Origin of the sequence: Gracilibacillus kekensis (assembly GCF_900143085.1) — a bacterium.
Lineage (GTDB): Bacteria > Bacillota > Bacilli > Bacillales > Amphibacillaceae > Gracilibacillus > Gracilibacillus kekensis.
Window position 1 is genome coordinate 281,680 of the sequence record NZ_FRCZ01000006.1, and the last position, 14,578, is coordinate 296,257.

General features: G+C 36.8%; 16 protein-coding genes and 1 rRNA gene. 8 read left to right on the forward strand and 9 right to left on the reverse strand.

What is annotated here, in order from left to right:
• Nucleotides 1-184: 184 nt before the first annotated feature.
• Nucleotides 185-1,270, reverse strand: a complete 1,086-nt coding sequence (locus tag BUC25_RS15105) for an FUSC family protein (RefSeq protein WP_073202720.1) — start codon at nucleotides 1,268-1,270, stop codon at nucleotides 185-187.
• A gap of 156 nt (nucleotides 1,271-1,426) precedes the next feature.
• On the opposite strand from BUC25_RS15105, the gene bcbE reads away from it, so the two are divergent.
• Nucleotides 1,427-2,626 carry a bacillibactin exporter BcbE gene (bcbE, locus tag BUC25_RS15110; RefSeq protein ID WP_084543485.1) on the forward strand — a complete coding sequence of 400 codons (1,200 nt, stop codon included), beginning with the start codon at nucleotides 1,427-1,429 and terminating at the stop codon, nucleotides 2,624-2,626.
• 90 nt (nucleotides 2,627-2,716) lie between these two features.
• Here the strand turns inward: bcbE and BUC25_RS19720 are convergent, their stop codons facing one another.
• Nucleotides 2,717-2,848: a hypothetical protein gene (locus BUC25_RS19720; protein WP_280174064.1), complete on the reverse strand. Its 132-nt coding sequence runs from the start codon at nucleotides 2,846-2,848 to the stop codon at nucleotides 2,717-2,719.
• Between the two features lie 164 nt (nucleotides 2,849-3,012).
• A complete protein-coding gene (locus BUC25_RS15115; protein ID WP_073202722.1) occupies nucleotides 3,013-3,525 on the reverse strand; it encodes a DUF3231 family protein in 513 nt (170 codons plus the stop codon).
• 187 nt (nucleotides 3,526-3,712) lie between these two features.
• Between BUC25_RS15115 and BUC25_RS19890 the strand changes: the two genes are divergently transcribed.
• Nucleotides 3,713-4,048, forward strand: a complete 336-nt coding sequence (locus BUC25_RS19890) for a DUF2512 family protein (protein WP_211619593.1) — start codon at nucleotides 3,713-3,715, stop codon at nucleotides 4,046-4,048.
• Between the two features lie 31 nt (nucleotides 4,049-4,079).
• Here BUC25_RS19890 and BUC25_RS15125 read toward each other — a convergent pair whose 3' ends face one another.
• The 5 genes from BUC25_RS15125 to BUC25_RS15145 all read right to left on the reverse strand — a co-directional run bounded on the left by BUC25_RS15125 (nucleotide 4,080) and on the right by BUC25_RS15145 (nucleotide 9,950).
• On the reverse strand, nucleotides 4,080-5,372 hold the full coding sequence (locus tag BUC25_RS15125; RefSeq protein WP_073202724.1) for a glutamate-1-semialdehyde 2,1-aminomutase: 1,293 nt from the start codon (nucleotides 5,370-5,372) through the stop codon (nucleotides 4,080-4,082).
• A gap of 95 nt (nucleotides 5,373-5,467) precedes the next feature.
• Complete coding sequence (locus tag BUC25_RS15130; RefSeq protein ID WP_073202725.1) at nucleotides 5,468-7,378, reverse strand: FtsX-like permease family protein; 1,911 nt, start codon at nucleotides 7,376-7,378, stop codon at nucleotides 5,468-5,470.
• The gene (locus tag BUC25_RS15135) at nucleotides 7,353-8,129 is read right to left on the reverse strand and encodes an ABC transporter ATP-binding protein (RefSeq protein WP_073202726.1); all 777 of its coding nucleotides are present in this window, start codon (nucleotides 8,127-8,129) and stop codon (nucleotides 7,353-7,355) included. The genes BUC25_RS15130 and BUC25_RS15135 overlap by 26 nt, the downstream gene beginning before the upstream one ends.
• A 120-nt stretch (nucleotides 8,130-8,249) precedes the next feature.
• A complete protein-coding gene (locus tag BUC25_RS15140) occupies nucleotides 8,250-9,251 on the reverse strand; it encodes a sensor histidine kinase (protein ID WP_073202727.1) in 1,002 nt (333 codons plus the stop codon).
• Between the two features lie 3 nt (nucleotides 9,252-9,254).
• Nucleotides 9,255-9,950 (reverse strand): response regulator transcription factor, encoded by a 696-nt coding sequence (locus BUC25_RS15145; RefSeq protein WP_073202728.1) that lies wholly within the window; start codon nucleotides 9,948-9,950, stop codon nucleotides 9,255-9,257.
• Between the two features lie 74 nt (nucleotides 9,951-10,024).
• Between BUC25_RS15145 and BUC25_RS15150 the strand changes: the two genes are divergently transcribed.
• The 4 genes from BUC25_RS15150 to perR all read left to right on the forward strand — a co-directional run bounded on the left by BUC25_RS15150 (nucleotide 10,025) and on the right by perR (nucleotide 12,452).
• The gene (locus BUC25_RS15150; RefSeq protein WP_073202729.1) at nucleotides 10,025-10,438 is read left to right on the forward strand and encodes a potassium channel family protein; all 414 of its coding nucleotides are present in this window, start codon (nucleotides 10,025-10,027) and stop codon (nucleotides 10,436-10,438) included.
• Between the two features lie 63 nt (nucleotides 10,439-10,501).
• The gene (bcp, locus tag BUC25_RS15155; RefSeq protein WP_073202730.1) at nucleotides 10,502-10,969 is read left to right on the forward strand and encodes a thioredoxin-dependent thiol peroxidase; all 468 of its coding nucleotides are present in this window, start codon (nucleotides 10,502-10,504) and stop codon (nucleotides 10,967-10,969) included.
• Nucleotides 10,970-11,269: 300 nt separating this feature from the next.
• Nucleotides 11,270-11,827, forward strand: coding sequence for a cob(I)yrinic acid a,c-diamide adenosyltransferase (locus tag BUC25_RS15160; protein WP_073202731.1), 558 nt, complete (start codon nucleotides 11,270-11,272; stop codon nucleotides 11,825-11,827).
• Nucleotides 11,828-12,002: 175 nt separating this feature from the next.
• Complete coding sequence (gene perR / locus BUC25_RS15165; RefSeq protein WP_073202732.1) at nucleotides 12,003-12,452, forward strand: peroxide-responsive transcriptional repressor PerR; 450 nt, start codon at nucleotides 12,003-12,005, stop codon at nucleotides 12,450-12,452.
• Between the two features lie 103 nt (nucleotides 12,453-12,555).
• On the opposite strand, the gene BUC25_RS15170 is transcribed toward perR, so the two are convergent.
• Nucleotides 12,556-12,915, reverse strand: a complete 360-nt coding sequence (locus tag BUC25_RS15170; RefSeq protein ID WP_073202733.1) for a YgzB family protein — start codon at nucleotides 12,913-12,915, stop codon at nucleotides 12,556-12,558.
• Nucleotides 12,916-13,130: 215 nt separating this feature from the next.
• Here BUC25_RS15170 and BUC25_RS15175 point away from each other — a divergent pair, with 215 nt between their 5' ends.
• Nucleotides 13,131-14,012 carry a nucleotidyltransferase-like protein gene (locus tag BUC25_RS15175; RefSeq protein WP_073202734.1) on the forward strand — a complete coding sequence of 294 codons (882 nt, stop codon included), beginning with the start codon at nucleotides 13,131-13,133 and terminating at the stop codon, nucleotides 14,010-14,012.
• Nucleotides 14,013-14,372: 360 nt separating this feature from the next.
• Nucleotides 14,373-14,578 (forward strand): 16S ribosomal RNA (locus BUC25_RS15180); the annotation flags it as partial.

Consider the following 14,578-nt stretch of genomic DNA (forward strand, 5'->3'; position numbering starts at 1 on the left):
TCTCATCGGCAATTCACAAGCGAATAACGTCCAAAATGCCGACGAGAAGTCCTCTCGTCTGCATTACACAAGCAATTAACGTCGAAAATGCCGACGAGAATATATCTCATCGGCATTTCTTCTAAAATCAACGACCAAAAACCCGATGAGCAACGATCTCATCGGGTTTAAATAATTAAGAAACTTACAAAGGCATTATTTTCCTTCTTTTTTTCTTGAAATTAAAATCAAGATGCTCATGAAACCTTTGATAACTATTTAAAATCTTCTGTAAATGCAGAATCTCTTTATGATATTCCATTAAACGAGACGCAAGTGGTAATAACGCAAGACGTTCTTTTTCATCCTGTTCATATACTTGAATCAATGTTTCCACAAGGTGTGGGATATCTGGATCGGTAATTTCCTCAATCGATTTCGTAGGATTCTTTTTAATTTTTCCCATTGCGCTTAAAAGAAGGCGTTCATGTGAATAAATGATTTTATCTAATTCATCAACTAAAACATTTTGAAACTTTTTAGGGATGTGTTCGACTTTATCATCATATTGATGAAACGCTTCTAACGTTTCTAAGGATTTCCTAGACGTATGAATCATCTGCCTAAAGATAATTAACTTCCTCATTTTAGGCATTCTTGCTTTTCTCCTGTAAATTCGTTCTTCGCTAAATAATAAATATGTATTATCAATATGTCTTAATTCGGTTTGAATGCGGTCAATTTCAGTCCTTAACGCTGGATCATCTGATAAATGACGAGTAGAGATGCGTAACCATTGTAAAATATCTGAAGTTAGTTGATCGATTGATTTGAACAACCGCAATTCATATCTTGGAGGCAAAAATAACATATTTACTAAGAATGCGGAAACAATACCTAATGTTAAGGCCGAAAAACGTAATCCTGCTAAATTCAATAGCATCATTTCGGAGGTTTCCATTACAGCAAGAACAGCTATGATAGCGAGAGCAATTGTGTTCTCGTTCATTTTTAGTGTCATACAAATTCCGATGACAATTACAATCGTAAAACCAATCACTACGGGATCATTTCCTAAGGTGAACACAACCATTGCTGCGATACCAACGCCGAAAATATTAGCATAAATTTGTTCGAGCATCGTTTGGAATGATCGGTAAATATTTGGTTGGATTGCAAAAGCTGCTGCGATACCAGCATATGTTGCGGAATTAAGTCCAATTAACTGAGCAACATATAGTGCTACAGTTATCGCAACGCCAGTCTTAAGCATCCGTGCACCAAGCTTCATAAAATAAATCATCCTTCTAAAATTTGTCATATATTCTGATTATAACAGGTTACAAAGTTAACGTGAAACAAACATGTAAAAAATACAAGTATGAAAATAATCGGTAAGCGAAAGATAGACATAGTATTATATAACCTTTGAATGGATGGGAAAAACGTGAGAGAAAAAAAATTAGATTTGATTGCTTTAGCTTCTATTCCATTAGTAATGACTTTAGGAAATTCGATGTTAATACCAATATTGCCTATTATTGAAAAGAAAATAAATATTACACCTTTTCAATCGAGCTTGATTATTACCGTCTATTCGATTGTAGCAATTCTGCTAATACCAATAGCAGGCTATCTATCAGATAAAATAGGGCGAAAAAAAGTTATTGTGCCAAGTCTCATTATTACTGGGATAGGAGGACTTATTTCTGCATTTGCTGCTTGGAAAATGGAAAATCCATTTATGATCATCTTAATCGGACGCTTTTTGCAGGGAATTGGTGCTTCTGGTGCTTTTCCAGTTGTGATACCAACAGTTGGCGATCTGTTTAAAGATGAAAAAGAAGTGAGTGCAGGCTTAGGATTAATTGAAACCTCAAATACATTTGGCAAAGTACTAAGCCCGATTATTGGCGCATGGCTGGCTATTTTTATGTGGTTTCTCCCTTTTGTTTTTATACCGATTTTTTCTGCGATTGCAGTTGTCATGGTGTTATTTATGGTAAAGAGTCCAAAGGATCAAGAAGCCAAAAAACAAACATTTAAAGAATTTATACAATTTATTAAACAGGTATTCCATGATAATGGTAGATGGTTAACCACCACCTTTGTTATTGGTTGTATCAATATGTTTGTCCTATTTGGATTCTTATTTCACTTTTCGACACTATTAGAAAAACACTACGACAAAGAAGGGATCATAAAAGGATTAATTCTTGCTATACCATTATTATTCTTATGTATTGCATCTTATGCAGCAGGGAAAAAAATTGGTGAAAGTAAAGTAATCATGAAGTGGGTCATCCTTACTGGAAATGTGATTGCTTCAGTGCCATTACTATTTGTCAAAACAGATGTAAGTTTACTTTATTTGGCTGTATTGTTATCCATTGCAGGAATTGGTATAGGAATATCCTTGCCAACCTTAGACGCATTGATTACGGAAGGGATCGAAAAGAATGTGCGAGGTACGGTGACAGCGTTATATAGTAGTATGCGATTTTTAGGCGTAGCTGCAGGGCCACCAGTGATTGCCGTTTTAATGAATAACTATGAAGACTGGCTGTATTTTTTTCTGGCAGGTGTAGGAGGGGTAGCGATACTAATTACGTTCTTTGCCATTAAGCCAGAAGCGAATGAAGCTTAATAGGGAATAGTATCTGTAGCCAAAAATTAATTCCCTCTTAGAGATAAATTTAAAATGGCGAGCACACCATTGTGCTCGCCATAAACAGTCTTATTTTTTTAAGTTTTTGATTGGCTCCGTTCCATTTGAGGTAAGAGCTTCTTCTTTTCTTCTGTCTTTCTTATTACCGTAGTTTTCATTTGTTAATTTCCCTGTATCTTTAGGTTGAAAGGCTTTTCCCATTTGTCTAACCTCCTACTTAAACGTAAACCGAAAGAAACATCCCTCTTCAAGCGTTTGAAGGGCATTGCCCAATAACGATACGGGGGAGATGAATTTCGGTTGGATGACAGTCCAATTACTTTACATCCTGTTTAGCTTTATTACTGACTTGTGATCATCTCACTTTATTGTTTGGTAGGTATGTTGGTATGAAGTGGTGGGGTAATAATCCAACCCTTTTCCTTGTTTAGTCGTAACACTTTAGCACCTGCCTGTGCTTGGTTCATATGGAATTGTCCAAAAAGCATCGCGATATCTTCACGTTGACTTTGACCAATAATCGCACTGCATGCTACTAGGCTTTTCGCAATGTTTGCAGATAAAGCAGCACTTATTTCAGGATCATTAAACCTAGCTCCCACTGGAATATCTTCTAAAGTAGCATAAGATCGCTCTGGTGGAGCAGGTGGTAAAGCAATACCGTTTATTTTAAGTATTTCTTCAATTCTTTCACTTTCCTGTTTTATGAGGGAAATTCCATCCTCTAAGTGTTTTTTTAAATCCTCATCACCACAATGATTTAAAAATGTCTGATAGGCAGCATAATTGCCTTTTGCAACTAGTAAATATGACCAGATGCTTGATACTTCTCCGTAATGTAGCGGTTGTTTTTTTGGATCTCCTGATAAAATACCCATTTTGCATCTCCTTTAACTAAAGATTTAGTAATAATTAAGCTGTTGACACTGCTGACATAGATGTTGGATTGGCCCCTCCTTTACTAATTAATATAAGTCTAGTGTTTGTTATTTCTATGTGAGTATTCACAGAAAAGCATATAAACCAAAATAAGGGGAACGCTAAATTGGGAAGGGAATGAATAATATGCTTAGCCTCCTTATAAAAACTGTGAGTATTCCAATTGTATTGTTTATAGCTATTTATATCTGGGAACAGGTGCATTATGAAGCTATTTGGCAACCCGTTGTAATAGTCCTCATCCTAATCACAAGTGGCTTGTTTCTAGAGGCTATTATATTGAAAAGGAAACGGTTGTGGGTCAGTGTATGTCTAGATTTCATTGCCACATTTCTAATCCTTTATATTATTTCAAATATGTTTGAAGGTAGCTTTATTTCGTTAATTGCATCAATAGTGATAGCAGTTATATTAGTTATTCCAGAATATTTCTTGCACCGGTTTTTAATCAAAAAAGAATAGAAAAAAAGAGCTGGCGAATGCCATGCTCTTTTCACTTCCTCATTTTTGCGAATGCCTGCTCAATGCAGTCTATGGTTTTATTTATATCTTCCTCTGTATGAGCAACCGTTAGAAACCATGCTTCATATTTAGATGGGGCAAGGTTAATACCTTGCTTCAACATTAATTTAAAGAACTGACCGAATCTCTCTCCATCCGAAGCCTCTGCTTGCGCATAATTGGTTATTTTTTCTGTGCCAAAGTATAAAGTTAAGGCGCCTTTTAATCGATTAACTGTAATATCAATTCCATGCTTTTCAGCAGCTTCGAGCATGCCTTTTTCAAGGATAGCACCTAACTGATCTAACTTTTCATAGATACCTTCTGATGCTAATACTTCCAGGCAGGCAATACCGGCAGACATGGATGCAGGGTTCCCAGCCATTGTACCAGCTTGGTATGCTGGACCAAGTGGCGCGACCTGTTCCATAATTTCTTTCTTACCACCATAGGCACCAATCGGTAGACCACCGCCTATAATTTTCCCTAGAGCAGTCATATCTGGTTCGACACCAACGATTTCTTGCGCCGATCCATAGGTGAAGCGGAACGCGGTAATCACCTCATCATAAATAACAAGAGCACCTGCATCGTGTGTAAGATCGTTGACTTCCTGTAAGAAGCCCTCAACAGGTTCGACAATCCCGAAGTTACCTACAATTGGTTCTACTAATACGGCAGCGATTTGATCTCCCCACTGAGCCAACGCTTCCTGGAAAGCTTGGATATCATTAAAAGGGACAGTAATCACTTCTTTTGCAGTTGCTTCTGTAACACCAGCTGAATCGGGATTACCTAATGTCGCTGGACCAGAGCCCGCTTGCACTAGCACGGTATCAAAATGACCATGATAACAACCGGCAAATTTGATCACTTTTTCCCGACCGGTAAAAGCACGAGCGACACGAACTGTTGTCATGACTGCTTCGGTACCAGAGTTAACAAAGCGTACCTTATCCATCGAAGGAATCGCTTTTTTTAATTTTTGGGCAAAAATATTTTCGAGTTTTGTCGGTGTGCCATATAAAACACCAGTTTCTGCGGCCTTCTGAATCGCATTTGTAATATGTGGATGTGCATGTCCGGTAATGATCGGTCCATATGCACCAAGAAAATCTATATATTTATTACCATCTACATCCCAAAAATAGGCGCCTTTTCCTCTTTCCATATAAACAGGCGATCCTCCGCCTACTCCTTTATACGCACGTGAAGGCGAATTAACCCCACCAACAATGTGCTCCTGTGCTTCTTTATGTAAAGCTTCCGACTTTGTAAATTGCATAAAAATACCTCCATGATTGAAAATGCTTCGGTAAGATCCTCTGTAATGAGAACCTTACAACATTATAGCATTTTCATCATAGAGGGAAAAATAGCTTACATCACTTGCTTCATTTTGGAAATGTATAATCCTCTAATAAAAAAGAAGTAGATGGCATAAACCAAGAGATAACAACTGATTAAGCTGACACTTGGTAAAATAATCGAAGACTGCAGCATATTTTGTAATGCCTTAAATGCGAAACTCGCATGAATCACGGCTACACTAAATGGTATGAAAAATAAGTATGCTACCTGTTTGGTCGCTACTTTTTTCATTTCTTTCACCGTTAAGCCGATCCGGTAGAGGGCTTTGTATTGGGCCACATCTTTATCAAGATCTTGGTACAATTTGAAATAAAGAATCGATCCAGCGGCTAAGAAAAATAGCACACTAATAAATAAACCAAAGAATAACGCGTGAGATAACGAATTTTTCATTATTAAATAGAAATCAGCACTAGCATCTCTTCCAGAAATAATTTCTTCATCAACTTTTGACATACTTTCTACAATAGCTTCAGCATGTTCTGTCCAGTTATCAATTGAAAAAACAACCGTCCGATAACGCTCATTTGCTTGAGCACGGGAAGCAAATTTTTCATACAACTGATCAGATACCACTCCAGAATAGCTCGTATGTCTATTAGTTATTAACACAGCTTCCGTGGTTTTTATAGCTACTTGCTGTTGACTGTTCTCAGAACGTATCTCTATTGATTCTGGAAAATTTGTATCAGCAGGTAAAACAACATTAGGCAACATTATAAAAATTTCGTCATCAGCTGGTGCTTTCGTTACTTCCGTTCCATTCAACCCTGCTAACATTTTATAGTCAGAGAATGAAATTATATCAAGCCATCTCTCATTGCCGTCCTCGGTAAACCTCGCCTGTGTACGTTCAATGTTGACTGTTGTATAGTTAATCTTTTCCTGATCCAGATAATCGGTTACTTTTTGTACTTCTGCATCCATCTGACTTATATTTTCTTCGCCTTTACTTAATAAAGTCATATCCTGAGGGACAAAAGCGGTAGCCTCTGTCTCAGCACTTTTTAATGCACCAAATAAAACCCCTGATGCTGTAAACGCAACAGCACTCAAAATCGTCACAAAGAATAATAAACGAGCATGGTCCTTTAATTTATAACTAAGCTCTGAAATGGTTAAAAGATTCGTCTGTTTAAAATAGAGTGATTTTCGTTTCTTTAACAGATTCGTAAAGGCAACCGAAAATTGTGTATATAACAAATAGGTTCCTGGCACAATCAGACCTAGAATCGGCAACATTCTATAAAAAATGTTATATAATTCAGCAGTCCAAGCGATATAATAGGCTGCCACCACTAAACCAAGACCAATAATACTTAAAATCCAAGAAAATCGAGGTACTCGTTTCGATGCACGAGCTCCGCGGAACAAATCGATCACCGCATTAGTACGTAACGTCCACACCACAAATAACGAATTAACTTCAAACATAATAAAGTATCCGATTACGGTGAGGAAAATCGCTTTTGGAGCAATATGGAATCCTAACGATCCATCTAACCCTAGAATTTGTGAGAATCCCATAATAAATAAATTGGCAAACAATATCCCGACCAACACACCTGCTACAATGGAGACAATCGCAATAATCGTATTTTCAATAATTAATAAGCGGTTCAGTTGCCCCTTACTAATCCCTAAGGTCATCAATAATCCATATTCTTTTTTACGAGATTTAACAAAAGCCCCTGTTGAATACATCACGAACAAAAAGGAGAAAGCGAAAATAATAATTTCAGCTGCTACAATCCCGCGTTGCACCGTTTCACGAAATTCGTGTCCCTCAATTTCCGGATGGAACATAATCACCGCGTAAATAAAGAAGACAGCAACCGAGAACATGCAACTAAAGAAATAACTCATGTATTGCCTGGAATTTCGCTTTACATTATTAAACGCGAACTGTCTGAAGGTCATCGTTATCTCCTCCTAGCATCGACTGTACGTTTAAGATCTCTTGGAAAAAGGTTTGGCGGTTATCCCCTTTATTTAACTGGTTAAATATTTTGCCATCTTTGATAAATAAGATGCGCTCACAGAAACTCGCAGCAAATGGATCATGTGATACCATTAGCGTTGTTGCTTCCTTTTCACGGTTTAAATGTGCAAGAGCCTCCATCACTTGTCGAGAAGCCTTTGAATCTAAATTTCCTGTCGGTTCATCTGCAAAAATAATTGCTGGTTCATGGATTATTGCCCGGGCAATAGCGGCACGTTGCATTTGACCACCGGAAACTTCAAAACTTCGGTTTCGTAAGATTGTGTCGATACTTAGCTGATTGGCCACATGCGCTAATTTATTTTCCATATCTTTTACCTTCCAGCCGTCTAAGGTTAGCGGAAGCATGATATTTTCTGCAATCGTTAACGTATCTAATAAATTAAAATCCTGAAATATAAAACCCATTTCTCTCCGTCTGAATTTTGCAAGTTTTCCTTTTGGAAGACGAGTGATTTCTTCGCCGTTAATCGTCAAAGTGCCTGCAGATAGGCGATCAATCGTCGATAACATATTTAAAAGAGTTGTTTTACCACTACCAGAAGGTCCCATTACGCCAACAAATTCTCCTTTTTCTATTGAAAGCGATATGTTATCAATTGCTTTATGCTCAATCCCGCGTTTACTCCCGTACACTTTTGAAATGTTCGTTGCCTGTAAAAGGCTCATATATCGTTCATCCTTTCCTGATTGAATACTATGCTTTTATTATAGAGCTCCATGTGACGATTACATATTGATTATTCTTTCAAAATAAAAAAGAAACCTTACATTTTTGTAAGATTTCCGTTAGGAAGGGTTAAATTCGATGGAAATCGTTGTTCCTTTTTCGACTTCTGAGATAACCTCGAGCCTATGATCTAATGCATCGCAAATCTGCTTGGCCAAAAATAACCCCATACCAGTTGACTCCCGATAATGCCTGCCATTTTCTCCAGTGAAAAAGGGGTCAAATATTCGTGTCAGGTCCTGCTGCGGAATCCCAATCCCTTGATCACTAATGCTTAACTGGACCGCCCCGTACCAATTATCAGTGGAAAAGGTAATTTGACTATTCGTTTGACTCGCATACTTAATCGCATTATTAATAATTTGCTCTAAGACAAAACCAAGCCACTTTTGATCCGAATACACAAACAAATCCTGATCGATTTCTATTTTAGGATATACTCTATTTCGAATAAAGTTTGATTTGTATTCTTGGATTAAAGAACGAATATGTTCGTTTAAATAAATTTTTTCTACATGAAAATCCCTCTCAAACTGTTGTAGGCGAGATTGATATAAAGCTAATTGTAATCCATGTTTGATCCGATCCAGTTCTTCCTCCATCGATTGTTTCAGATCAGCAGGAAGGTTTTCTTGTTCTTTTTCTAATGTTAATCCCAAGACCGATAACGGTGTTTTCATCTGATGAATCCATTGCTGCATAAAAATATTTTCCTGTCGCTTTTCGGCGTGAAGTTTTTCTACCTGCTGCTTATAGCTATGGTATTGTTTTTCATAATGTTCTTTTAACTGGCTGGTTAATTGATCAGGTGGTTCTGGTAACCAGGCAGATTCACTTTCTTCTTCTACTGTATGGCGATAGATATCTCGAAATTTATTATAACGATAAATATGATAGATGATTAGAAAGAAAGTAACGATCACTAACATATATACTAAGTTGTTATTACTTATCGCTTCTCCATCGATACCACTAGCTAATCTAGCAACAATCATTACCAAGACTATTTGTGAATAAAAGAAAAGGATCATTCCTATTTGATCTTTGAGATAAGCTTTCATCGGTTAATTCTCCCATGTTTTCTCTAGTTTGTATCCTGCGCCGCGAATAGTTTTGATCGGGTTTTCGATACCAAGATCCAGTAGCTTTTTGCGTAAGCGGGTGATATTGACACTTAACGTATTATCATCGACAAAATCCTGGTCATCCCATAATCGTTCTAACAAAAACTCTCTTGATACAATTTGTTCTACCTGTGTTAAAAAGGCTTGTGCTAATAAACATTCTTTTTTGGTTAACAAACAATCCTGTTGTTGGAATGATAAGAGAAAAGTTGCAGGGTCTAAGCTTAATCCATCAACATCGATTATTGTTGAAGCCTTATCGCTTCGATATTCTCCATATACTCTGCGCATTAAACTTTTAATTTTGGCTAAGACAACTTCTAATTGAAACGGTTTGGTTATGTAGTCATCTGCACCATTCTCGATTGCCATGACTTGATCCATGCCGTTGTCTCTGGCTGAAATGAAAATAATCGGGCAATTGCTGGCAGTACGAATTTTTCTGCACCAGTAAAAACCATCAAATCTAGGTAAATTAATATCTAACAAGACAAGGTGTGGTTCAAACTCAGAAAACTCCTGATAGATTTGGTCAAAATCATCAACTGTTTTTAACTGATAATCATATTTCCCCAAGAAGTCTTTTAATATATCTCGTATTTTTGGATCGTCTTCAACGATATAGATGCGCATCATTTAGTCATCACTCCTACTTGTCCATCGTATACTAAAAATAGGGAAAAATAAATAAGGAAGAGCTGAGGAAACTCATGGTTGCTGTTATCTCGATTCTGCTCATTGTCGTCCTGCTATGTGGTAGTTTATATGCCTTTATCTTTGATAAAGCCCATCAACGAAGTTATTTTTCGTATGAAATTTTTTATACTTTGCTTGTTGTTTACTTTACGGTGCTAACTTGTTTTGCTTGTTTGTATTTTGTATTGTCGTTTCAAGGTGTATTACTTTTGGATGATGGAAAATTAAGAGAACTGCCAGCATTCGAAACATTAGCACATTCCTTCTATTTTAGTGGGGTGACGTTAATGACAGTAGGTTACGGCGATATTACACCGGTCGGATGGGGACGGTTGTTAGCATTGATCGAAGCCTTAATTGGTTACATTTTACCGCCAGCTTTTTTCTTGAAAATCTGGCAGAAAAAAGGTGAAAAAGATGTGTATTAGTTGAGAGTTCCGTCTATTTCATATACGCTAAAGGTAACAAATGATTGATGGAGGGATTTAGTAATGACAGTCGAAGTAGGACAAGCAGTGCAAGATTTTCAACTTACAAACAATAAAGGCGAAACAGTAAAACTCTCTGATTATACAGGTAAACATGTCGTGCTTTACTTTTATCCAAAAGACGACACACCAGGATGTACAACCGAAGCATGTGATTTTCGTGACAATTATGAAAGCTTCCAAGACTTAAACGCTGTAATCTTAGGAGTTAGTCCTGATTCCGAAGAAAGCCATAAGAAATTCATCGACAAACACGATCTTCCATTCGAATTATTAGTAGATGAAGACAAAGAAGTAGCAGAACAATTCGGTGTTTGGCAATTAAAGAATAAATTTGGTAAAGAATATATGGGAATTGTCCGTTCCACTTTTATTATCGATAAAGATGGTGTACTCCAGCAGGAATATCGCAATGTCCAAGTAAAAGGGCATGTCGAAAAAGCATTAAACTACATTCGTGAAGAGCTTTAAATAGAACGAAAAGTGCGAGCATTTGGAGTGCTTGCACTTTTTTTAGAAAGCAAGAAAGTATAAAAATTCACAGATGTCTAGCTCCGAGCACCCAGAAACTAGGCGACTTCACGAAATCGCCCTACGATAAAGAAGACTTGCCGATTGGTGAAACCAGAGGCTTAGTCGCACTTATGCCTTCAGGTGAAAGTCATCATCGGTTCACAAGCTCACCGTGATTCCTTTATCTCAGTCGATTCGCTCCAGTCGCTACGTTTCTATGCGGGCGCTCTGCGCTTTTCTTAGAAAGGAATGGATTAGATGCGTATATACACAAGATCAGGCGATAAAGGAGAAACGTCACTTATTTATGGGAAACGCGTACCTAAAAGTCACATGCGTGTCGAAGCATATGGTACGTGTGATGAAGTAAATGCGGTGATTGGTCAGGCAATCAGTTATATCGAGCAAGCGGAAATTCAAAACAAAGCAAATGTAATAGAAGAATTACATCATATTCAGACAATTTTATTTCATGTTGGTTCAGAATTTGCCACACCACAAGGTAAGGAAGTAACCTGGAAATTAGAGCAACGTCATATTGATCAGCTTGAACAACAGATAGATCAATGGCAAAAAGACCTGCCAGAATTACGTAATTTCATATTACCATCAGGACATATCGCTGCAACTTCTCTTCATCATGCACGAACGATCACTAGAAGAGCTGAGAGAATCGCGGTTCATTTACAAGAGGAATTGGGAGAATCATTAGCGATAAAATATCTAAATCGTTTATCTGATTATCTTTTTGTTGCAGCAAGGACAGTGAACCATCAACTAAATGTACAGGAACTTAACCTTAAAGCGGATATTTAATCTATCAAGCATAAAATCAACTTGAACTCGTATACTTATATTGACAGAATAAGCAGTTAAGGAGTACACTAATTATAAGAATTACAAAGTAATAATTGTGTTAATACAGTTGCTATTGTAAACAAGTGTTGATACACAAGTGTTTATTACAATATTGTAGGAGAAAGTGAGGTGCATGACGGTGTCTGATCATATGCTGCAAGAAGCGGTGGATAAACTTAAATCTTCAGGCGTTCGAATTACACCACAACGTCATGCGGTGTTGGAGTTTTTATTAAATGCAGAGACTCACCCTACTGCTGATGATATTTATAAAGCGTTAGAAGGAAAATTTCCTAATATGAGTGTTGCAACCGTATATAATAATTTACGTGTTTTCCGAGAAATCGGCTTAGTTCGTGAATTAACGTATGGAGATTCTTCTAGTCGTTTTGATTGCAATACATCAAAGCACTATCATATTATTTGTGAAAGTTGCGGAAAGATTGTTGACTTTCATTATCCAAGTCTTGATGAAGTGGAATCATTGGCAGAGCAAATTACAGGGTTTGATGTAAGCCATCATCGAATGGAAGTCTATGGTGTTTGCCATGAATGTAAGAAAGACAAAAAACAAATCGTTTAATATTATACACACGTCGCAATGTTGCACGTGTGTTTTTTATACATTTTAATTGAAAAAGTATAGAATGAAATTTTCATTTTAATAAAGAAACGTCGCTATTTAGTTAGCGACGTTTCTTTTTAGAATTATAACTCTCATCAAATTCTTTTCCCTCAAGGCTTTTATCTAAGGTTAAAGGTTCTTTGCAATGCATACATGCATCAACCCGGCCTAACATTTTAGTAGGTTTCTCACAATTTGGACATATAATCTGGACAGCCCGAGTCGATAGTAAACCAATCCAGAAGTAAACTACTGTACTAAACACAATGGAGAGCGTTCCTAAAATCATAAAAAGAAGCATTAACCATTCTATATCTCGAAAGACTAAACCTACATACATAATAACGAATCCGATGAAAACCAATGCTAAAGCAAAGGTTCTAATTCGATTTATTTTATTTTTATATGTTATATCCGCCATACAACTTCCCCCAAAAACGTAATCTATTAATGAGTGTAGTATAGCATAATTGATATCAAAATGCTTGTCCCTACTTATTTAGCGATAGAACAGCATGTTTTTAGAATAGCTTATTTGGGTAAAAAGTAGGAAAAGCAAAAAAATGTTTTGAATTAAAGGGAATAGGATTTTTTTATCGAAATAATAATTATATGTATTTAGAGGGGGAGAATCTTTTGGAAGATATTTTACGTCCTATTTATCAGGAACGGGCAAGTAATCGAAATACATTGGGAATATTAATCATGGAAAAAAAGAGAATGATTAGCCCTGAAACTGATAATTTTGACTCGATTTTATTAGTAATCGTAAAATCACTGGAAGAAAAATGGCTAGTTAAACATTACGAGTTTAAAGAACAATCAGCAGCACTCCATGTCATAGACCAAGAATTATTGCAGGAATGGATTGAGACAAGTACATACCGAAGAGCGGTGGAGTGGATCATTAATGGAAGAATTATTTACGATCGTAACGAATATATAGCACAACTAAAAGAAACACTTCGAATCTTTCCTCAAGATAAACGGGAGTTACGTCTAGCAATAGAATTCTCTAAATTAACCAGAAGTTATAGTGAATCACGAAACCTATATGAAACAGGTCATTACTTAGATGCTTATAGCAGATTGTTACGTTCTTTACACTACTTAGGGAGAATCGCTATTATAGAAAAAGGGTATCATCCTGAAGTAATGGTGTGGAGTCAGGTGAAACGAATAGACCCAGAAGTATATAAGTTATACGAAGAACTCGTAAGAAGTACGGAAGAAACGAAAAAAAGAGTTGAATTAATGTTGCTTGCCATAGATTTCGCTCTAAACAAGCGTACAGATACATGTGCAGCACATTTAATTAATGTAATGAGTGAAAGACATGAACCATGGGGGTTCGGTGAATTGAAGACACATCCTGATGTATCTCCTTATAAGTACGATTTAGTTAGTACAATGGAATATCTTGTTTTTAAAGATATTATCACAGTAATATTAGAAGAAACAAAAAGTGAAACAATACGTCACAGAAAGTATCAAGTAAATGATGCAGGTATGAAGTAGGAGCTATCCGGCTTCTGCTTTTTTATTTTAAAACAAGTGTCACCTATCTATTGAATAAGGCATATACTGTTTTTGTTGATGAATTGAATGAATGTTGGATTTGTTATTGACACTATATCAATAAACATGATATATTATTAATCGTCGCTGAAAACGACACACCAAAAAATATCATCTAAAAAACGACAAAATGAATGAAAACTTCTAACAGAAAAGTTGTTGACATCAATTGCTGAGGATGATATGATATAAAAGCTGTCGCAAAAGACGACGCAACATTGATCTTTGAAAACTGAACAAAACAACCAGTATGATAAAAACATGAAACAAGCCAGTTTAACAACTGTGCGCAAGACAACTTTTATTGAGAGTTTGATCTTGGCTCAGGACGAACGCTGGCGGCGTGCCTAATACATGCAAGTCGAGCGCGGGAAGCGAACGGAATCCTTCGGGAGGAAGTTCGTGGAACGAGCGGCGGACGGGTGAGTAACACGTGGGCAACCTGCCTGTAAGACTGGGATAACCCCGGGAAACCGGGGCTAATACCGGATAATACATGGTTTCGC

Bases quoted from the DNA above. Each gene is read 5' to 3' on its own strand.
- BUC25_RS15105 (WP_073202720.1), bottom strand. From the start codon at position 1,270: ATGAAGCTTGGTGCACGGATGCTTAAGACTGGCGTTGCGATAACTGTA.
- BUC25_RS19720 (WP_280174064.1), bottom strand. From the start codon at position 2,848: ATGGGAAAAGCCTTTCAACCTAAAGATACAGGGAAATTAACAAATGAA.
- BUC25_RS15115 (WP_073202722.1), bottom strand. From the start codon at position 3,525: ATGGGTATTTTATCAGGAGATCCAAAAAAACAACCGCTACATTACGGA.
- BUC25_RS19890 (WP_211619593.1), top strand. From the start codon at position 3,713: ATGCTTAGCCTCCTTATAAAAACTGTGAGTATTCCAATTGTATTGTTT.
- BUC25_RS15125 (WP_073202724.1), bottom strand. From the start codon at position 5,372: ATGCAATTTACAAAGTCGGAAGCTTTACATAAAGAAGCACAGGAGCAC.
- BUC25_RS15130 (WP_073202725.1), bottom strand. From the start codon at position 7,378: ATGACCTTCAGACAGTTCGCGTTTAATAATGTAAAGCGAAATTCCAGG.
- BUC25_RS15135 (WP_073202726.1), bottom strand. From the start codon at position 8,129: ATGAGCCTTTTACAGGCAACGAACATTTCAAAAGTGTACGGGAGTAAA.
- BUC25_RS15140 (WP_073202727.1), bottom strand. From the start codon at position 9,251: ATGAAAGCTTATCTCAAAGATCAAATAGGAATGATCCTTTTCTTTTAT.
- BUC25_RS15145 (WP_073202728.1), bottom strand. From the start codon at position 9,950: ATGATGCGCATCTATATCGTTGAAGACGATCCAAAAATACGAGATATA.
- BUC25_RS15150 (WP_073202729.1), top strand. From the start codon at position 10,025: ATGGTTGCTGTTATCTCGATTCTGCTCATTGTCGTCCTGCTATGTGGT.
- bcp (WP_073202730.1), top strand. From the start codon at position 10,502: ATGACAGTCGAAGTAGGACAAGCAGTGCAAGATTTTCAACTTACAAAC.
- BUC25_RS15160 (WP_073202731.1), top strand. From the start codon at position 11,270: ATGCGTATATACACAAGATCAGGCGATAAAGGAGAAACGTCACTTATT.
- perR (WP_073202732.1), top strand. From the start codon at position 12,003: ATGACGGTGTCTGATCATATGCTGCAAGAAGCGGTGGATAAACTTAAA.
- BUC25_RS15170 (WP_073202733.1), bottom strand. From the start codon at position 12,915: ATGGCGGATATAACATATAAAAATAAAATAAATCGAATTAGAACCTTT.